The following is a 20,673-nucleotide window of genomic DNA, read 5'->3' on the forward strand; positions in this document are numbered from 1 at the left end:
AATTTTGCAGAATGTGGAAGTTAGTCCAAACCTTATTTGTTTTAATGATTCTCACCACCGCTATGAGTGCAGAAGCTCAAAAAGTGGATAGAATCAAGTACAAAGCTGACGATTTATTTGAATTTCAAAAAAATGGCGAAAAGATCAGACGCCTAATTGGCAATGTCGTTTTTGCGCAGAAAACTTCTACCATGTACTGTGATAGCTCCTATTACTACGTAAAGGACAATGTGATGGAAGCATTTGGTCATGTCCGAATCATTGATGATTCTGTGACCATCACCTCACGAAAGCTAATCTACAACGGGCAAGACAGAACTTCTAAACTACGCGAGAATGTCATTTACACCAAAGGAGACCAACGTCTGACAACTGATTTCTTAGACTATAATATGGATACAGAAGTGGGAAACTACTTCAACGGTGGAAAACTCCAGGATTCTGTCAATCTACTTACGAGCAACAGCGGCTATTACTATGGCGTACAGAAATACGCCATGTTTTATACCGATGTGGTGCTTACAGCTCCAGATTATGTTTTAAAATCAGACACGCTGAGATACAACACGCTTCCTAAAGTTGCAGTGACCGAAGGTAAAACAACCATTATCACAGAAGATGAATCCATTCTTCATTCAGACGGAGGTATTTTTCGCACCCAAATTGATCAATCTGAATTTGTAAGCGGCACCATCGAAACAATCGATTATTATATGGAAGGTGACGAGCTTTTCTTTGATGACCTCAGAAAATATTACGATGCTGAAGGAAATGTGAAGCTGACAGCAAAAAATGAGGACATAGTTATCACCGGAGACGATGGTTATTATGATAAAAGCAATGGGATAAGTAAAGTTTATGGAAGAGCCCTGATGAAGCGATTTCTTAAAACAGACACGCTCTATTTAGCCGCTGACACGCTGGTTTCGATCGAAAGTGAATACGATTCAGCTAAAAGGATTTTAGCTTATCACAATGTTCGAATTTGGAAAAACAACTTGCAAGGGCTTGCCGATTCCACCTCCTATTTCTTAAAAGACTCTCTTCTCTACTTTTATTCAGACCCCATTTTCTGGAATTTAAACAACCAGTTGGAAGGTGATACCATTGTCATGGAAGTCACTGAAAAAGAAATCAAGAATATGTCCTTGCTTCAAAGCGCCTTTTTAGCGACAGAAGATACCATTCAAAACTACAATCAGATAAAGGGCAGAACAATGAAGGCCTATTTCAAAGCTTCAGAAATAGATAGAATCAACGTCAATGGCAATGGCGAAAGCATCTATTACGTTTTAGATGATGATGACTCTACCAATATATTTACGCTTGGCATGAATAGAATCCTCTGCAGCGACATGACCATTCGTTTTAAAAATGAAAAACTTGACAATATCTCCTTTTACATTAAACCAGAAGCCCGATTCATACCACCCCATGAACTGACAGATGATGTTCAAAAATTAGGAGGATTTGAATGGAGGGGAGATCAGAGACCTCAATTGATCGATTTGATGTCTGACAGCTCTTTGCCCAGAAAAAAGAAGAAGAAAGCAACAAGTCTTCCGAAGGACATCCCCTTAAATATGGAAAAGCCATCAGGAGAGGATAATATGTTAAAATCTCCTAAAGGTGAGAACGAATGATTTGCAGCATGTTAATGTTTAAGATATAAGTCCTTAGTTTTGCCGTCCTATAAAAAAATTATGAGGGAATTTCGAATATTTTTCTTGCTTATACTGGCAGCAACCGTAGTAGGCTGCACTAAATTTCGCAAGATTCAAAAGAGTGACGATTGGAAAGTAAAGTACGAAGCAGCCCTGGCTTACTATGAAGAGGCAGATTATCACCGAACGATTCTTTTACTTGAAGATATTCTGCCGATTATAAGAGGTACAGAAGAAGCAGAGCTTGGTAGCTTCTACTTGGCATATAGCTATTACTATCAAAAACAGTACATTCTTAGTGCTCACCATTTCGAAGAATTTGTGCGTATTTATGGCCGATCTGATCATGTAATAGAAGCCACGTACATGAATGCTTATTCCTTGTATTTGCAATCTCCAGACTATCAATTGGATCAGACAGTAACCTTCGATGCGGTTACGGCTATGCAGAAGTTCATCAACCGTTACCCAAGTTCAGAGTATGCACCCGAGGCTGATCGAATCATCGATGACATGCAGCAAAAGTTGGAAAAGAAAGCTTACGAGCAGTGCAAACTCTACTATAAGTTGAGAAGGTATAAGTCAGCACTCATTGTATATGACAACTTTGCAAAGGACTATCCAGATTCGGACTATAATGAAGAAGTAAGCCTACTTCGAATAGAAACTTCCTATGATTATGCCTCTGAAAGTATTAAATCTAGGCAGCAAGAACGCTATAAAGAGACGATTGATCACTACTTGAAATTTATTGATAAATACCCGAATAGTAAATTTTTGAAAGATGCAGAGAAGTTTTATGCCAATAGCATCGAAGAAATAACTAAATTTGCGGATTCAAATTAAAAAGAACGAAATGCAGCACATTACTTCGTCACTTATTACCAGAGACAACCAGGACATTTTAGAGCCGACAGGCAATTTGTATGAGTCTTTAGTAATTATCGCTAAGCGAGCAAGACAAATCAGCGCCAATCAAAAAGAGGAGCTTAATTCCAAGCTTGCTGAGTTTGCTTCTTCCGTTGACAATTTGGAAGAAATCTTTGAAAACAGAGAGCAAATTGAAATTTCAAAGTTTTATGAGCGCATGCCAAAACCAACCACATCTTCAATCGAAGAATTTTTGAATGGCGAGCTTAATTTCAGATTACCTGAAGAAGAAGACGAGTCTAGCTCGGATTTAGCATAAATTAGTCGCCATGTTGGCGGGTAAGAAAATATTATTAGCGGTTTGTGGGTCAATAGCGGCCTATAAGACCGCTTTTTTTGTGCGTCTTTTGGTAAAAGAAGGCGCCGAGGTGAAAGTTATCATGACTGAGAGTGCAAAGAATTTCATTACGCCTCTGACATTAGCTACTCTCTCCAAAAAACCAGTACATTCCGAATATTTTGACAGTGCCAGCGGAGAATGGCACAATCACGTGGAGCTGGGGATGTGGGCAGACCTCATGCTCATCGCCCCGCTGAGCGCCAATACCTTGGGTAAAATGGCGAATGGAATCTGTGACAATCTTTTACTTGCCACATATCTATCCGCAAAATGTCCGGTATTAGTAGCTCCGGCAATGGATCTCGACATGTACCAACACCCGACCACACAGGAAAACCTAGCTAGACTCCAATCTTTTGGAAATGAAGTGGTGGAAGCACGAGATGGTGAGTTGGCAAGTGGATTAACCGGGCAGGGCCGCATGGCTGAGCCAGAAGAACTGATGGAAGTCATAAAAAAAAAGTTTGCTGATTCAGTAGCACTGAAAGGTAAAAACGTATTAATCACATCCGGTCCCACATTCGAAGCTATTGACCCTGTCAGGTTTATCGGAAATCATTCTTCCGGTAAGATGGGCTCAGCTATAGCAGCGGCTTTTCAAGCAGCAGGGGCGCAAACGATCATGATATCAGGACCAGCTGCCCACCTTCCCGCCCAAGGAGAAGTCATCAAAGTAAGCTCTGCGAATGAAATGCTTGCTGAGACAGAAAAACATCACTCAAATGCGGACATAGTAGTTTTTTCAGCAGCAGTTTCTGATTACAGGCCTGATAAACCTGCGAAGGAAAAGATTAAAAAAACGGAAAGTTCATTCCAGATCAACCTTGTGAAAAACCCAGACATAGCGTCTGAGTTAGGTAAGAAGAAAAAGAATCAGTTCCATATAGGTTTTGCTCTCGAAACCAACAATGAGGAAGTCAACGCAAAAGAAAAACTCCAAAAGAAAAATTTTGACTTAATTGTTCTTAATTCTCTTAAGGATGCTGGAGCTGGATTTCAACAAGACACCAACAAAGTAACCTTCTTTGATAAGAACAATAATGCCCACAAATTTGAGTTGAAAAGTAAGATCGATGTAGCTCGCGATATCGTCGATTATGTCATAAAAAAGCTTAAATGAAAATTTACGGACTCGTTGCTCTTTTTATCACAACAGTTTCTTTTTCTCAAGAACTCAACTGTCGGGTAATTGTCAATGCCCAACAGGTACAAACGACGGAACGTGCCATTTTTACAGAAATGGAAACAGAGTTTGCACAATTCCTAAACACCACAATTTGGACGAACGATGTATACGAAGAAGAAGAAGTAATCAGCTGCAACCTGGTTATTACCATATCCGAAATGCCCAGCATTGGGGTATTTAGAGCCTCCGTACAAGTACTCTCTAGCCGACCCGTATATGGCTCAGGTTATGAATCTGTGGTTATGAATTTTGCTGATAGAGACTGGGATTTTGAATATGTGCAATCGCAACCCCTTCGATTCAATGAAAACACCTTTACCAGTAACATCACCTCCATGCTGGCATATTATGCTTACATGATCATTGGCTTTGACTATGACACGTTCTCTGATCTCGGAGGCACTCAATATTTCCAAAGTGCATTCAAAATTGTCAACAATGCTCAGCAGACAAGTTTTTCCGGTTGGCAACAATTCAATAGTGTGAGAAATCGATACTGGCTGGTAGAAAACGCACAAAACCCTCAACTAGAGCCTATCAGAAAGGCCATGTATGAATATCATAGAAATGGGCTCGACATCATAGCAGAAGACCGAGAGCAAGCAGAAAAAACAATATTGGCAGCATTATCCGATATTCAACGCGCCAATCGGGCACGTCCCAGATCTATTCTTACCATCAGCTTCATGGATGCCAAATCAGGGGAACTGCAGCAATTATTCTCAAAATCAAGCCTGGCTACTCGCAGGCAGGCCTACAACTTACTTAGCAACATAGATCCTTCAAGAACTGACGAATATAAGGCGTTGATTGAATAGTCTCTGATATCTTTGTGACCCATTTATGATTAAGTCGCTCCAGATAAAGAATTACGCCCTCATCCAGGAATTGGAAATGTCTCCATCTCCCAGGCTGAATATCATCACCGGTGAGACAGGAGCTGGAAAATCCATAATGCTAGGAGCCGTTGGATTACTCCTTGGGAAACGCGCCGACACCAAAATCCTTTTAGATGAACACCAGAAATGCATCGTAGAAGGTGTATTTGACATTTCATCCTACCGCTTGAAAAAGATCTTCGAAGAAGAAAATCTGGATTACGAATCGGAATGCGTTATCAGACGGGAAATAAGCCCTTCGGGCAAGTCAAGAGCCTTTATAAACGACACACCAACGAACCTTGGCACACTCAAGGCAATCGGTGAAAAGTTGATGGATGTACACTCACAACACGAGTCTTTGCAACTTGGAAACAACTTTTATCAACTAAATGCACTTGATGCATTTGCGTCCAATCCAGAGCTAATTTCGGATTATCAAGACTCTTTCAAGGGCTACACCCAAGCAAAAAAAGCGCTCTTCAAGTTGGAGTCCCTTGCGACAAAAAGTGCAGAAGACGCTGACTACAAGCAGTTTCTATTGACTGAACTTCAAGAAGCACATTTGGATGATTTGAATCAAGAAGAGCTGGAAAGTACACTCGAAGTTTTGGAGAATGCCGAAGACATCAAATTAAAATTGGCTCAGGTCATCAATTTGTTGGATGAATCAGAAGTTGCCATACTACAGCAGCTGACAGAATCTAAAACGATAATCAACACCATTGCATCCTTTTCGAAAGATTTAGAAGAATTAAGCAATCGACTAGAAAGTGTATCCATAGAACTCGCCGATGTTTCGAACGAGATGCAGCGTGTACAAGATAAGGTCGCGCATGATCCTGAAAAGATTCAGGAATTGAAAGACCGCTTAGATTTACTTTTCAGGCTACAAAAAAAGCACAGCGTCCCGACCGTCTCGGAACTCATCGCAATTCGTGATGAGTTAGATCAAAACCTGAGTCAGGTGGCCAATTTGGATAATGATATACTACAGGCAAAAAAAGCCCTTGAAAAGGCTGAAAAGGCCATGCTCCGGCGTGCCGGTAAATTGACAGAATCGCGAAAGCTTTTTGCATTGAATTTTGCTGATGAAATCGAGAAAATCATCCACCAGATAGGCATTGAAAATGGTACGGTTGAAATAAAAGTAAATCCTTCAGAACCCTCTTCTTCGGGCATGGACTTGATTGAGATGCATTTCAGTGCCAACAAGGGAATCAAACCACAAGAATTGAAAGAAGTAGCATCAGGAGGTGAATTTTCACGTTTGATTTTCGCTGTGAAATACTTAATTGCAGACAAGACCGCTATGCCCACAATCATCTTTGATGAGATTGACACCGGTGTTTCCGGAGAAGTTGCGCTCCAAATGATCCGCATGATGAAACACATGGCTAAGAATCACCAGGTCATCAGCATCAGTCACCTTCCACAGTTTGCTGCAGGTGGTGACGCTCACTACTTTGTTTATAAAGACCACAGTTCTGATCGTTCGGTCAGCCGAATCAAGCGCCTTGCCGATCAGGATCGAGTCACAGAAATTGCCAAGATGATAGGTGGTGAAAATCCAGGGGCTTCTGCGGTCGAAAGTGCAAAAGAGTTACTGCAAATTGGCTAATTTCGAAGTTCTAAAATCACGAATAAAAAACAACCAAGACATGTCACATAATCTACTGAAAGGAAAAAGAGGGATCATTTCTGGTGCATTGGATCAAAACTCCATTGCCTGGAAAGTAGCAGAAAAAGCTCATGAACAAGGTGCAACATTCACACTTACCAACGCCCCTATCGCTATGCGAATGGGTGAAATCAATAAGCTGGGTGAGCAGTGTAATGCCGAGATTATTCCTGCTGATGCCACTTCCATGGAAGATCTGGAGAACCTATTCAATAAGTCTGCAGAAATCCTGGGAGGAAAAATCGACTTTGTGCTTCACTCCATCGGCATGAGTCCAAATGTGCGAAAAGGAAAAGATTACGGTGATTTGAACTACGACTGGTTTCAGAAAACATTGGACGTTTCAGCACTTTCTTTTCACAAAATGATGCAGACAGCAGAAAAGTTGGATGCAATGAATGAATGGGGCTCTATCCTGGGACTTTCTTACATCGCAGCACAGCGAACATTCCCTGATTATTCCGATATGGCACAAGCAAAAGCATTGTTAGAGTCTATTGCCAGAAGCTATGGCTACCGCATGGGGCGTGACAAAAATGTGCGTGTAAACACAATTTCTCAGTCACCAACCATGACCACCGCAGGGTCGGGCGTTCCAGGCTTTGATGTGTTTTTCAACTACGCAGATAAAATGTCCCCGCTTGGTAATGCAGATGCAGAAAGTTGCGCAGACTACTGCATCTCCATGTTCTCTGACCTGACACGCATGGTCACTATGCAAAACTTGATGCATGATGGCGGATTCTCTGCTTCAGGCATCACAGAAGCAATGGTAGAGGAATTGTCTAAGTAACAAGCTGCAAGTAACAAGCTGTAAGTTTGATATGCGGAACTTCAAGGAATTATTGATATGGCAAAAAGGGATGGATATATGGGAAGAGTCTTACAAGTTTACTCGATTACTTCCTTCGGATGAACGATTTGGTTTGGTGAGTCAAATAAACAGAGCCTCGTCCTCTATTCCAGCCAATATAGCAGAAGGAGCAAGCAGAAAGGGTGTAAAAGATCAGGCAAGGTTTGTTCAAATAGCACTTGGCTCTACTTTCGAACTGGAGACTTTCTTTGTTGGAATATTGAGATTAAGACTTGCTGAAAAATCTGAGATTGATCGAATCTTGCAGCTCATCATTGAAGAGCAAAAAATGCTTTCAGGCTATTTAAAAAAACTTGGAACGTAAAACTTGAAACATATCCCCCTTGAAACTTGTAACTAAATCATGATCACCTTCCCCAACGCTAAAATTAACCTTGGGCTCAACATTGTGAGCAAGCGGGAAGATGGTTACCATGACATAGAAAGCTGCTTTTATCCCATCCTCTGGAACGACAGCCTGGAGGTGATAGAAGCAGCTTCTTTTGCTTTCCATAGCTATGGCATGAACATACCTGGAGAGGTCTCGTCCAATCTATGCGTGAAAGCTTATGAGCTAATCAAAAAAGACCACAACATCCCTCCTGTCGAGATTCACCTCTTAAAAAACATCCCCATGGGAGCAGGACTAGGCGGTGGGTCAGCAGATGGGGCATATACCCTTACAATGCTCAATGAGCTATTTGATCTAGGTCTAACTGGTATACAGCTCGAAGCATATGCCTTGCAGTTAGGCAGCGATTGTCCGTTTTTCATAAGAAACCAACCGGCAATCGCAAAAGCAAGGGGTGAACAACTTGAGGCGATCGAATTGAATCTTTCAGGATACCATCTGTCAATTCACAATCCTGACATTCATATATCCACGAAAGAAGCGTATGCTGGAGTGATGCCACACAAAGCAGATAAAAGAATTTCAGAGCTCATCCAAAACCCATTAAATGCATGGAGGGATTCACTTGTCAATGACTTTGAAGCCTCAATTTTCCCGAATCATCCGGCCATTGCTCAACTGAAGCAAGAGATGTACGATGCGGGTGCTATCTACGCTTCCATGACCGGGAGTGGCAGCACGGTGTTTGGGATTTTTGAGAAGGAATTTGAAGGTGACAACTGGAGATCACTGAAACTATAACAAGAAAACAGCCACCGCTTGTAAAAAAGTGATCTATCCACTTACAAGTGAACACCGCATTCTTAGTACATTTATAACCTACTTGGTTTACAACATTTCCAAAGCAAATCCATCAAACAATAAATACTATGTTTTCAAGAGTTTTATTTTTGTTACTAGCCTTCCAGCTTATTTCTTGTGCCCCTGATTCAAAAGACCAACAATCAGCTTCTGGTGCCGATTTTAATATCGCTTTTGAAAAATTCCAGTTGGATAATGGGCTGGAGGTCATTCTACATATCGATCGCTCTGACCCAGTAGTAGCTGTCGCACTCACGGCACATGTAGGATCGGCTCGTGAGAAAACCGGAAGAACTGGTTTTGCTCATTTGTTTGAGCATCTACTCTTCCTTGAATCAGAAAACCTTGGAAAAGGAGGTTTAGACAAAATGAGTGCCCGCATTGGAGGATCAGGCGCAAATGGTTCCACTTCCAGAGATCGAACAAACTACTTTCAAACGGTACCGAAGGATGCTTTAGAAAAAATGATCTGGGCGGAGGCCGATAAGCTCGGCTGGTTCATCAATACCGTAACAGATCCAGTTTTGGCGAAGGAAAAACAAGTGGTCAAAAATGAAAAAAGACAAGGGGTAGATAATCGACCATATGGCCACACCAACTATGTCATTGACAAAAGTTTATATTCAGAAGATCATCCATACAACTGGCAAGTCATTGGCTCCCTGGAGGATCTACAAAATGCAACTTTGGAGGATGTTAAAGAATTTTTTAGAAGCTGGTATGTCCCAAATAACACCACACTCGTCATCTCGGGAGATTTTGACGTGGCGCAAGCCAAAGTATGGGTACAAAAATATTTTGATGAAATTCCTGCTGCTGAAGAGATAACACCGTTGATCAAACAGTCTGGAAAAGTTGACGAAATAGTAAAGCTCTACCACGAGGATAATTTTGCGCGACTACCTGAGCTTACACTCGTTTGGCCAACAGTTGAACTCTATCATGAAGACTCATATCCTCTAACCGTTCTGGCTAGCTATTTGGCACAAGGTCAGTCCGCTCCTCTCTATAAAAAATTAGTAGAAGAAGATCAACTGACCTCCAATGTCAGAATGTTTAACCGTACATCAGAATTGGCAGGTCAAACACATCTTTCGATAAGAGCTTTCGCAGACAAAGATCTAGATCAGGTGATGGAATCGATTCAAGCGGCACTGTCCACTTTTGAAGTAGAGGGGATAGCTGAAAATGACCTCAATCGTATTAAAGCAGGCCAGGAAACACGTTTTTACAATGGACTTTCCAGTGTATTAGGCAAAGGATTTCAGTTGGCTCAGTACAATATTTTTGCCGGTGATCCAGGCTTTATTAATCAAGACATACAGAACATACTCAATGTCTCCACTGATGATGTAATGCGTGTTTACAACAAGTATATCAAGGAGAAAAACTTTATAGCAAGCAGTTTTGTGCCCAAAGGAAGAGTTGAGCAGGCATTGGAAGGATCTTCAAAAGCGAAAGTAGTAGAAGAATCCATTATGCAAGGTGCGGAGGAAAATTTCGACCCATCCATTGCGGCATCATATGAGCCCACACCTTCCACCTTTGACAGAAGCATCGAACCTCCATATGGTGAAGCTCCTGTTGTTACGGTTCCTACTGTTTGGGAAGATCAACTGTCAAACGGATTAAGAATTTATGGCATTGAGAATAAAGAAGTCCCGCTTGTTCAGTTCAATATTGTAATTGATGGAGGACAATTATTAGAGGACATTGATAAGGTGGGGGTCTCCAATTTGCTTGCCAACATGATGACTAAGGGCACCAAAACCAAGACCCCACAAGAATTGGAGAATGCCATTAGACAATTGGGTGCCACCATAAACGTACGAGCAGGTAAGGAGAGCATCACAATTTCTGGCAACACGTTGGCAAAAAATTACGAAGCAACCATTGGCTTGCTGGGAGAGATTTTGTTAGAACCTCGCTGGGATGAAGCAGAATTTGAGCTAGTTGTGAAGAGAATCACCAGTCAAATTCGTCAACAGGAAGCAAGTCCAAACGCGGTAGCACAAAACGCCTACAACATGTTGATCTATGGACAGGATAACATCAGGTCAAGAAATAACCTGGGATCGGCCAAATCTATTGGAACAATAACAATGGATGACATCAAGCAGTACTATGAAAAATTCCTATCTCCATCCATTGCCAGAATGCACATTGTCGGAGCCTTGGATAAGTCATCAATCGTAAACTCACTCCAAATACTGGAAGATCGATGGGCAGAAAGAGAAGTGACCATTCCGCTTTCAAAAATTCCAGACGCACCGGCTCAGTCGCAAGTGTATTTTTATGACATACCTAACGCCAAGCAATCTGTACTCAGAATTGGATATCCCGCCTTATCTGTAACCGATGAAGATTATTATGCTGCTACGGTAGCCAATTACATACTTGGTGGTGGTGGATTTGCATCACAACTTACCCAGGAACTAAGGGAAGGCAAAGGATATACTTACGGCATTGGATCCTCTTTCTCCGGTACCGAAACGAAGGGTCCGTTCACTATAGGCAGTGGCGTAAGAAGCAATGTCACACTTGAATCTACGCAATTGGTAAAGTCCATTCTGGAAAATTATGGAAAGAACTACTCTGAGAAAGACCTGGAAACCACTAAAGGGTTCTTAATAAAAAGCAATGCACGCGCATTCGAAACAGCAGGATCGAAACTTAGAATGCTTCAAAACATAAGCGCATACGGTTGGCCGTATGATTATGTGAAAAACAGAGAGGATATCGTGAATGGGATGACTGTGGAACGAGTGAGTGAATTATCAGAAAAATACTTGGATGAAAGCAAAATGATCTGGCTAATTGTTGGAGATGCGAAAACTCAACTGGATCGAATGAAGGAGCTTGGCTTTGGAGATCCAATCTTAATCAATGACACGCAAATGATTGAGAAATGAGTTAAGGAAACTCACAGTTAATCTTTGGTCCTTTAGTTGTCCCTGACAGACTTCAATACCATACTTCTATTGTCATCTGCACTTTCGGAAACTGATGCCTACTGAGAAGTGATATCTTTTAATCAAGCAACTTAGTTACTTGCAATATTTACTTATTAGATTCGCCGGATCAAATGGGGATTAATCAAAAAGCAATGCGCAAAACAAACAGAAACATACTTTTTCATCTACTTCTGGCATTGGCTTTGGCAAGCTGCGATTCTGAAGATGCACGACCTGATACCCCGATTAATTTTGACCTTTCAGATGCTCAAGCAATTGTCTTTAAGCAAGCCAGCTCTGACAACAACAACATCAATGGCAACCTGTTTAAAATCAGCAACAATGAAAAAATCAGCGCTGTAATAGACAGTGCCACCGTGACGTTCGCTAGAGCCTTTTCCCAGGGTCTATATGTAGAGATTCGCGTTGAGGGGACGACTAACATTCGAAGGTTTTATGTTCGTATGGATAATTCATTTGTAGAAATCGAAAGTGGAATTGATGGTATTTATAAAGGAGAGAATGAAAATGGAGATCTCCTGTTTTCCGACATTTCCATTCTAAGAACAGGAACGCTCAGCATAGATAAATTGCAAACTACACTTGACTTACCTACTGTTCAATCCATTTCTGGCAATCTGGCAATCATTAGAGACAATGCTACTTTTCAGATATTCAATACCGTCACCAATACTCAATACAATGTGAATGACTGCAATGGACCAAGAATGGAGGCCTTCTCAGGGAGTACAATGGCAATCTTAGACGATTGTTCAAATCAAATATTGATTGATATGAGTGACGGGAGTAGGTCAACAACAAATATTTCCGGATGGAATCATGAGTCTTTAAGCGTAAGTGATGGTATTCTGATTCTTAGTCAAGCTATTGCAGAAACAGGAGACATGAATAACTATGGGCTTGGTCATATAGGCACGGATGGGAACCTAACTACATTAACCGGAAACATTTTTGAATTTGCCTCTTCCTCATGTATGAATTGCGGGGATGCAAACAACGTACTCTTTGGAAATGATCAATATGCGATAGTCAAAGAATTAAACAAAGTCTCTGTAGTAGACAGAAACAACAACAACACGATTAGCACAATCTTGGATGGTTTTAAGGTCACAAAAGTGAGCCTTGAAAATAATTTAATTTATTACCTGGCGGAAGATAACCTTGGGAATCCTCAAATCGGGATTTACAACATTTTGAATGAAGACAATCAATTGTTGGATAGTCAATTAGCATTCGATGAAATACAGACATTCTAGTCCAGACATTACATGTGCCTTGCAGCACCTGACTGACTTCCTTTTACCTACAAGACTTGACCTGCATTCCTTCTAAGACATCTTTTTCATACCCTAAATGTTAGTATATTCATTTTGTGAAATTCTTGTCTCTCATCTCACTTAGGTGGTTTTTAGCTGTCTTCGCAATCTATTTATTGGGAGGGCTTCTGGTGATATATCTTTCAACTGATGGTCTTACAACTAGAGATATGACCTTTACTACATCAGTCGCTTTCATCACAGGCTTTCTATGTTCCATCTTAGGTCCAATGTGTGAAAAGCAGATTACAAAATCGCAGAAGAGATAATTCAAATGCATTAAAAATTCTACACCGTAAAAGACGAAGCAATGGAAATTAGAACCACATGTGAAAATTGTAAGAAGGAGCTACCTAACGATAGCTCAGAAGCAATGATTTGCACCTTTGACTGTACTTTCTGCAAAGACTGTGTGGATGGTGTTTTAGCGAATGTATGTCCAAACTGTGGCGGAGGTTTTGAAAAAAGGCCTAGCAGACCAAAAGATGCATTGATCCGAAATCCTGTACGAAAAGACATTGTATACAAACCAGTCGTTGAAAACAGGTTTTTGGAAAAGTATAAAAATATTGACCCCAGGAAAAGGTAATTTTTATCTTCTTTTGATTTCATAGATGCATTTGAATAGATGCAACCTCAATTTTAAGTCCTTATAGAATACTGGAATAAGGAATACGAATACTGTTGAGCTTTTTAAGCTGGCACCTCCCGCATTTTTACTACTTTTAATGAAGGTGAAAGTACATTTCTGGTTCGATTCAAACATGACCATCTTATCCCAATTTATCCATTCAGGCAAAGCATACAAATGGACCGTCACGATACTTACTGGAACCTTCATGTTTCTAGCATTGTACGTCTACAGAGCTTATCACATTGATAAGGTTGAAGCCTTCACTGGGCATAGTATGCTTTTCAGGGCAATCATTCATTCCTTAATTATCTCAAGTGTTTTTTATCTTCTCGAATTTCATGCAAGCAAATACATAACTGTATCACAAAGGGTTAAACCTTTTGTTATTGCTCTGACAGCAACTTTTCTTGGTCTGCATATCACCTTCCTGGCATTCAACTATTTCTACGATTGGTCAGAACTACGTTGGAGTAGCTATTCGATGTTTTTGTATGAGTATCCACTCATTCTTATATTACCAGTTACCATTAGCTACTTACTGGATCGTATCTGGTCTAGCCCACGTGCACAACCAAATGACCTTTTAATGTTCACTTCTGAAAATCAGAAAGAATTCCTAAAGATCAATACAGACCACTTTCTTTTCATTAAATCGGCATTTAACTATGTGGAAATACACTACCAATCTCAACAGCAGCCAACCCGGTACCTACTTCGCAAAACATTGAGTGGCATTAGCAATGAATATCCATCACACAAAAATCTCCTTAGGTGTCATCGCAGCTACATCATCAATCCACTAAATGTTGATCGCGTCCAGTGTACCAATAACAAACTGGTACTAAGTATCGCTGGTGAAAGCATCCCGGTTTCCAAACAGTATGAAGGTTCTGTTACAGAAAGACTCCAATAACGATTCATCCCACATTCAGAAAATTCATCCCAAAGCATCATTTTTTCTTTGTTTAACTAGTTGGTTCTTTCTTCTTTGTTGGTAAATAAGAAAAAAATGTGTGTGAATCCACTCTTGCGTTCGATCATCTTATTGATTTTTTTAGGAGCTTGTAAAAAGCAGACTCCGGAAGAAACCTCATCTTTAGCAGATCAAATTGACAGTCTAGTCACATCTGAGCATCAGGCTAAGCGTTTTGACGGGACATTAGTTGTTGGAAATAAGGAAGACATTCTGTACGAAAGAGCCATCGGTATTTCAAATCGCATCTGGAATATTCCCATGCGTTTAGACCATCGGTTTGATATATGCTCAATCAATAAGTCCTTCATCGCCATGCTCATTCTTATAGCCTGCGAAGAAGACAAATTGTCTTTGGATAATCACCTGACTGACTTACTAAAGAACTACACCTACTCGGGGCAATTCCATCCTGACATTACACTGCACCAAATGTTAACTCATACCGCAGGATTACCAGATTATGGTCAGATCGACAAAAGTTTATCTGCTAACAAATTCCAACATTTCAAAAGAAAACATTTCTCCAACAAATCGTACGTTGATTTTATCAGCAATGTGAAATCCATTGATGAGCCCAACAAGCAATTTTACTACAGTAACTTTGCTTATCACTTGCTCGCGATTATCCTGGAGGATGCTTATGGACTTTCCTTTCCGGAACTGCTGCAAGAAAAGATATCCAACCCGCTTGGGTTAAATCATACCATCAGCTCAATTTCAAATGAAGATGTTTTCGGAAAAATGGCTGACGCCTATAATTACGACAAAGACACTGATAGCTGGCAACAAAACCAATTCATAGATCTTACGCTCGGCAGGAGAATCTTCTCTTCTGCTGGTGACCTCTATTTGTGGGGAAAAGAAATGAACAATTCATTGCTCCTGACTGAAAAATCGATGGCGCTGATGCAAACCAATCACCTCAAATCAATTACGCCTGATATTTCTTACGGGTATGGCTGGGTCATATTCGATGGTGATGGCAAGTATCGTATGGGAGACTTGGGAATTGACAGGCAATACATAATCCATGGAGGAACAACAGAAGGATTTAAATCCATGCTGGTCAACATAGAAAATGGTGAATACATCATTGCTTTTTTATCCAATACAGGTAGCCAAACCGACGAATTGGCACTCACAAAAAAAATCATTCAACTATTAATTAAAAATGAAGAATAAGTTATTGATATTAAGCATGTTACTGACCGTATTTGCATCCGCAAACGCGCAATCTTTGATCGGCTTTTGGACCGTAGAACATGTGCAGGTAGGTGATGAAAACCTTACACCTGTTGCAAAGTGGTTTAAGTACGATGAAGACAATACCTACACTGCCGGAAATGGATGGACACAGAATGACAAAGGAACCTGGAACTACTCCGAAGAGCTTGACGAATTTCTGCCTGTGAGTAGACTTGGAGCCGACGAGTACGGCGCATTTAAAGTCCAATTCATAGGTGAAAAGATGACATGGAAACGGTCTGAGGACGGAATGAATGTTTCAGTGACACTCTCAAGAATTGCTGAAATGCCAATGGCACCCAAAGATAGCATCGTTGGAAATTGGGAATTAACTTCCGTTATCCAGAACAATGAAGATGTCACTTCTGAATACAATAAAGAAAATACGATATCGATTTTTATACGATGGACCGCCACATATCGTAAGACCGATACAAATGGTTCAAGGTCTTCTGGCTACTGGCATATGAATCCCCACAGATCTGAATTTCACCTGATCAACTACAATAAAGAATTGGGGGTAGAAGAATTCCTTGTTTCATTCAAGAATGACCTCCTTTTTATGAAACCAAAAAATAAGGAAGGAACGATTTTTACTTACCAAAGAAGATGAGGAAATTCATCTAAAGCATTCACTTAAGAAGCGATGATACACTAGCACCAGATGTTTCTCAATGAGATGAATATTATGTTACCCACTGATACCTAGCCCTTCATTCATTAACCTGCTCAACTTACTAGTGCCTCCACCGTCTTTCGGGCAATACTCGACAATACTACACCCTACCACAGAAAAATGCTCGCGCACAAGCGCTAGTCCAGCGATCGCGTTTTTGAGGCTTACACCTTCGGCTACAGGCATGAGTACGTGTGGGAATTCACTGGGCTCCAACACGTCTAAGTCGAAATGAATGTAAGCATTTCTAAAGCCCGCACTTTTTGCAAAATCTACCAGTTCATGCAAATGCGAAGCGGAACTCGCCTTGAAAATTGATATTTTTTGCTGCTGAATATAGGTTTGTTCCCCTTCGTCTAAATCACGTGCTCCTACTAAAGCTATTTGCGCTGGTTTCAGGATACGAGCTACTCGTTTCAATACCTGATCATCTCCCTCTCCCAAAAGTGTTCTCAGTGGCATCCCATGCAATCGTCCACTTGGCGAACTTTCAGCTGTATTCAAATCCCCGTGGGCATCGAACCAAAAGACCGCCAGGTCATTATCATATTTTTCGTTCAAAAATGAAACAGGCACAACCTCACACGCGCATGTACCTCCTACCATGAAGGTCTGCGTTGGATTCGCCTTTTGTAACAGCATCTTAGCCTGATCCATCATGCGCAACAACGATTGCCTTCCGATAATCCCTCCCTCCGTTACAAGCTCCTCATTTTCTACGACTTCCACTGCATCATAGGTCAGCGATTTGCCTACATGGTTGCAAAAGTGATGTGCACCATGAAACACTTCCTGATGTGCACCATAGCCTTGCCATTCAGGATAGAATAGATTGAATTGCACTTTCATCCAAACAAGATAATAGAACCAGGATTAAGGATAAATAATCCATCAACCTTGATCCGCCCTCACCGAATATTCTATCTTTGCGCGCTCATTTAGTACGACCTATGAAAAGATTATTCCGAAACTTCACCTTTAACCCCAAAAACGACATTTTATCAGGGCTCACTGTTGCACTTGCATTAGTCCCTGAAGCGGTTGCTTTTGCCTTTGTTGCCGGCATTGATCCCATGGTGGGATTGTATGGTGCATTCATGATGGGAATCGTCACATCTATGTTTGGAGGTCGTCCAGGAATGATATCTGGCGCTACAGGCGCTATGGCTGTGGTAATGGTGCACATGATTCAAAAAGGAAATGAAGTAGGCGCGGCATTGAGTGCTCCGATTGAAAACTTAGGATTGCATTGGCTATTTATTACGCTCTTGCTTGTTGGAGGTATTCAGATTCTGGCCGGTGTTTTCCGCCTTGGAAAATTTGTCCGCCTGATCCCTCACTCTGTAATGATGGGATTTGTCAATGGTTTAGCGATCGTCATATTCCTGTCGCAGTTAGGCTTATTCAAAGAGCGCATCGACGGTGAATATCAATGGATGCAAGGCAATGACCTGCTCATCATGCTCGGGTTAGCAGGACTTACCATGGCTATTATGTATTTACTTCCCAAAGTAACCAAGAAACTACCTGCCGCACTCGTTGGGATTATTGTAGTGGCCTCCATCACCATTTTTGGTGGGCTAGATGTAAGCACTGTTGGGTCATTCATTCGTGAAGGAGGAGGAAATGGTTTGGAAGGGAGTTTACCTTCTTTTCAAATTCAAATATTTGGTCTTTTAGATACCCTTCAGCGAAACTGGGGGCTAATCATCTCAACGGCCATTCTTTTAGCAGCAGTAGGTCTCATCGAATCATTGATGACGCTAAACTTGATCGACGACATGACGGAGACAAGAGGAAGTGGAAACAGAGAATGCGTAGCACAGGGAGGTGCCAACATCCTTAACGGGCTGTTTGGAGGAATGGGAGGTTGTGCCATGATTGGACAATCCATCATCAATGTGAGCTCCGGAGGACGAGGAAGACTGTCTGGCATTACAGCAGCATTGGCACTTCTATGCTTCATCTTATTCGCTGCGCCGCTGATCGAGCAAATTCCAATCGCCGCATTAGTAGGTGTCATGTTCATGGTTGTGATCGGAACATTCGCTTGGAGTAGCTTTCGCATCATCAATAAAATACCACTGGCCGATGCAATCGTTTTGGTGACCGTTTCAGCAATTACCGTATGGCAAGACTTGGCCATTGCGGTTATCGTAGGAGTCATCATGTCAGCATTGGTATTTGCCTGGCAAAATGCCACGAAGATTCGTGCGCGAAAGACCATGAAAGAGGATGGTACGAAAGTGTATGAAATCTGGGGTCCGTTGTTTTTCGGCTCTGTGCAGTCCTTCAATTCGAAATTTGACCCGGCAAATGATCCGGAGAATGTGGAACTGGACTTTCTCGAATCACGCGTAAGCGATCACTCGGGTATTGAAGCAATCTTTGCATTAGAAAAGAAGTACAAAGATTATGGGAAGAAAGTGAAACTGGTACATCTCAGCCCGGAATGTAAAACGCTGCTGCATAAAGCCAGTCCTGATTTTGAGCACATGATCGTATCGTCCATCGATGATCCGCGCTATCACGTGGTAACCGACTTGATGGATAAGGAAGTTTAGATCAAACAAGTTGTAACCATGTACTTGTTTCCTCCGTCCTTTAGGTTCAAAACCTAACAACACCACGAATGAAAGCCATTCTTTGCACTAAGTATGGACCGGTAGAAGATCTCAAAATAGGCGACGTACCTAAACCTATCCCAAGGGAACATGAGGTATTGATAAAAGTGAGCTTTAGCGCAGTGAATGACTATGACTGGAGCATGGTCAGAGGGAAGCCAGGTATCTACCGGCTCTTTTTGGGTTTTTTCAAACCTAAGAGACCCATTCCCGGCATGGAGCTATCCGGCATCATAGAGGCTATCGGTGAAAATGTTACCGCATTCAAGCTTGGAGAAGCGGTGTATGGAGACATTTCAGACCATGGGTTCGGAACCTTCGCTGAATACCTCTGCATTCATGAAAAAGCAATCGTAAAGAAACCGGAATACCTTTCGTTTGAAGATGCCGCGGCACTCTCCCATGCTGCAAATCTTGCATGGCAAGGGCTCGTAGATGTCGGGCAAATTAAGAAGGGAATGAAGGTTTTGATCAATGGAGCCGGTGGTGGGGTTGGAACGCTAGGATTATACATTGCCAAAACCTACGATGCAGAAGTCACTGGTGTCGACACAGGAGACAAACTTAAGACCATGGCAAAAATTGGCTATGATCACATCATCGATTATAAAGAAACTGATTTCACTAGCAACAATACCAAATATGACCTTGTATTGGATGCCAAAACAAACAGGCCTCCTAAGGCATACATACGTGTGCTCTCACCAAATGGGAAATATGTATCCATCGGTGGTAAGATCAAAAACCTACTTCAGATCTTGTTCGCACGAAAAGTCCGAAAGAAGCCTGTTTTCATGGTTGGATTAAAAGCAAACAAAGACCTTGACCAAATCCACAAACTCTATGAGGATGGCAGACTAAAACCAGAAGTGGACGGCCCGTATCCATTGGAGAAAGCGCCATGGGCTATTCAGCATTTCGGAGAAGGTAAGCACACCGGGAAGGTTATTATTTCCATGCAAGACTAGGTGGATCGATAACCCGTGCTATCAGCCACCGATTTGATGGGCAAGAATACGTAGACATTTAGTGAGCAAGCTACATCCAAACCGGTATACCTATTTTTCTTCACCATAAGTATCACCAAGTTTGTATTCTTTTAGATTTAACCAATCAACACATGAGGATATTTAAACAAAAAAAAGAGATGAACTATGATAGCCTCTCGGACACGTTGTTATCCATTCTAAACACGCACAGCAGCAGGAAACGTAATGCACTCATAAGGCATGCTATTTTTCTCAATGACAAAATGCAAGCCGAAATAAGAAAGCTCAACCGACAACTGGCCAAAGAGCGGGACTTCAAGCATCGCATAATGGAAAGCATAAAAGAAACACTAAAAATAAATGTGGATCTTCCAAGTCGGGATTAATTTTACAATAAACTAATTCCGTCATATATCTTTTTTTTAATCGAAGTATTGCATTTGAATGCTCGATTGCTACATTTGTGACTCATACCACCTATTTGTTTTTACAC

At 41.4% G+C, this 20,673-nt stretch carries 19 protein-coding genes; 18 read left to right on the plus strand and 1 reads right to left on the minus strand.

Features of this window, described 5'->3' with window-relative positions; all coding sequences use genetic code 11:
- Positions 1–11: 11 nt before the first annotated feature.
- The 15 genes from ABJF57_RS11180 to ABJF57_RS11250 all read left to right on the plus strand — a co-directional run bounded on the left by ABJF57_RS11180 (position 12) and on the right by ABJF57_RS11250 (position 16,504).
- Positions 12–1,643, plus strand: a complete 1,632-nt coding sequence (locus ABJF57_RS11180) for an OstA-like protein (protein WP_462229032.1) — start codon at positions 12–14, stop codon at positions 1,641–1,643.
- A gap of 60 nt (positions 1,644–1,703) precedes the next feature.
- Positions 1,704–2,510, plus strand: a complete 807-nt coding sequence (locus ABJF57_RS11185; RefSeq protein WP_462229034.1) for an outer membrane protein assembly factor BamD — start codon at positions 1,704–1,706, stop codon at positions 2,508–2,510.
- 10 nt (positions 2,511–2,520) lie between these two features.
- Positions 2,521–2,853, plus strand: a complete 333-nt coding sequence (locus ABJF57_RS11190) for a DNA-directed RNA polymerase subunit omega (RefSeq protein ID WP_462229036.1) — start codon at positions 2,521–2,523, stop codon at positions 2,851–2,853.
- Between the two features lie 10 nt (positions 2,854–2,863).
- Positions 2,864–4,054, plus strand: a complete 1,191-nt coding sequence (gene coaBC, locus ABJF57_RS11195; RefSeq protein ID WP_462229038.1) for a bifunctional phosphopantothenoylcysteine decarboxylase/phosphopantothenate--cysteine ligase CoaBC — start codon at positions 2,864–2,866, stop codon at positions 4,052–4,054.
- Complete coding sequence (porD, locus tag ABJF57_RS11200) at positions 4,051–4,938, plus strand: type IX secretion system protein PorD (RefSeq protein ID WP_462229040.1); 888 nt, start codon at positions 4,051–4,053, stop codon at positions 4,936–4,938. Before coaBC ends, porD begins: the two co-directional genes overlap by 4 nt.
- Positions 4,939–4,963: 25 nt before the next feature.
- Complete coding sequence (gene recN, locus ABJF57_RS11205) at positions 4,964–6,619, plus strand: DNA repair protein RecN (protein WP_462229042.1); 1,656 nt, start codon at positions 4,964–4,966, stop codon at positions 6,617–6,619.
- A 40-nt stretch (positions 6,620–6,659) separates the two neighbouring features.
- The gene (locus ABJF57_RS11210; RefSeq protein WP_462229044.1) at positions 6,660–7,472 is read left to right on the plus strand and encodes an enoyl-ACP reductase FabI; all 813 of its coding nucleotides are present in this window, start codon (positions 6,660–6,662) and stop codon (positions 7,470–7,472) included.
- A gap of 31 nt (positions 7,473–7,503) precedes the next feature.
- Complete coding sequence (locus ABJF57_RS11215) at positions 7,504–7,857, plus strand: four helix bundle protein (protein WP_462229046.1); 354 nt, start codon at positions 7,504–7,506, stop codon at positions 7,855–7,857.
- A 39-nt stretch (positions 7,858–7,896) separates the two neighbouring features.
- Positions 7,897–8,685, plus strand: a complete 789-nt coding sequence (gene ispE, locus ABJF57_RS11220; protein ID WP_462229048.1) for a 4-(cytidine 5'-diphospho)-2-C-methyl-D-erythritol kinase — start codon at positions 7,897–7,899, stop codon at positions 8,683–8,685.
- Between the two features lie 128 nt (positions 8,686–8,813).
- Positions 8,814–11,657 (plus strand): M16 family metallopeptidase, encoded by a 2,844-nt coding sequence (locus ABJF57_RS11225; RefSeq protein WP_462229050.1) that lies wholly within the window; start codon positions 8,814–8,816, stop codon positions 11,655–11,657.
- A 194-nt stretch (positions 11,658–11,851) separates the two neighbouring features.
- The gene (locus tag ABJF57_RS11230; protein WP_462229052.1) at positions 11,852–12,976 is read left to right on the plus strand and encodes a hypothetical protein; all 1,125 of its coding nucleotides are present in this window, start codon (positions 11,852–11,854) and stop codon (positions 12,974–12,976) included.
- A 370-nt stretch (positions 12,977–13,346) separates the two neighbouring features.
- Positions 13,347–13,625, plus strand: coding sequence for a DUF1272 domain-containing protein (locus ABJF57_RS11235; protein WP_462229054.1), 279 nt, complete (start codon positions 13,347–13,349; stop codon positions 13,623–13,625).
- Between the two features lie 139 nt (positions 13,626–13,764).
- On the plus strand, positions 13,765–14,583 hold the full coding sequence (locus ABJF57_RS11240; protein ID WP_462229056.1) for a LytR/AlgR family response regulator transcription factor: 819 nt from the start codon (positions 13,765–13,767) through the stop codon (positions 14,581–14,583).
- Between the two features lie 102 nt (positions 14,584–14,685).
- Complete coding sequence (locus ABJF57_RS11245; protein ID WP_462229058.1) at positions 14,686–15,828, plus strand: serine hydrolase domain-containing protein; 1,143 nt, start codon at positions 14,686–14,688, stop codon at positions 15,826–15,828.
- A complete protein-coding gene (locus ABJF57_RS11250) occupies positions 15,818–16,504 on the plus strand; it encodes a hypothetical protein (RefSeq protein WP_462229060.1) in 687 nt (228 codons plus the stop codon). The genes ABJF57_RS11245 and ABJF57_RS11250 overlap by 11 nt, the downstream gene beginning before the upstream one ends.
- A 78-nt stretch (positions 16,505–16,582) precedes the next feature.
- On the opposite strand, the gene ABJF57_RS11255 is transcribed toward ABJF57_RS11250, so the two are convergent.
- Positions 16,583–17,416 (minus strand): arginase family protein, encoded by an 834-nt coding sequence (locus ABJF57_RS11255; RefSeq protein WP_462229062.1) that lies wholly within the window; start codon positions 17,414–17,416, stop codon positions 16,583–16,585.
- Between the two features lie 101 nt (positions 17,417–17,517).
- On the opposite strand from ABJF57_RS11255, the gene ABJF57_RS11260 reads away from it, so the two are divergent.
- The 3 genes from ABJF57_RS11260 to ABJF57_RS11270 all read left to right on the plus strand — a co-directional run bounded on the left by ABJF57_RS11260 (position 17,518) and on the right by ABJF57_RS11270 (position 20,566).
- Entirely contained in the window at positions 17,518–19,131 is a 1,614-nt protein-coding gene (locus ABJF57_RS11260) for a SulP family inorganic anion transporter (protein WP_462229064.1), read from the plus strand.
- A 68-nt stretch (positions 19,132–19,199) separates the two neighbouring features.
- Positions 19,200–20,159 (plus strand): NAD(P)-dependent alcohol dehydrogenase, encoded by a 960-nt coding sequence (locus ABJF57_RS11265; RefSeq protein WP_462229066.1) that lies wholly within the window; start codon positions 19,200–19,202, stop codon positions 20,157–20,159.
- Positions 20,160–20,311: 152 nt separating this feature from the next.
- Complete coding sequence (locus tag ABJF57_RS11270; RefSeq protein ID WP_462229068.1) at positions 20,312–20,566, plus strand: hypothetical protein; 255 nt, start codon at positions 20,312–20,314, stop codon at positions 20,564–20,566.
- Positions 20,567–20,673: the final 107 nt, after the last annotated feature.

It is taken from the genome of Ekhidna sp., from assembly GCF_039940915.1.
Lineage (GTDB): Bacteria > Bacteroidota > Bacteroidia > Cytophagales > Cyclobacteriaceae > Ekhidna.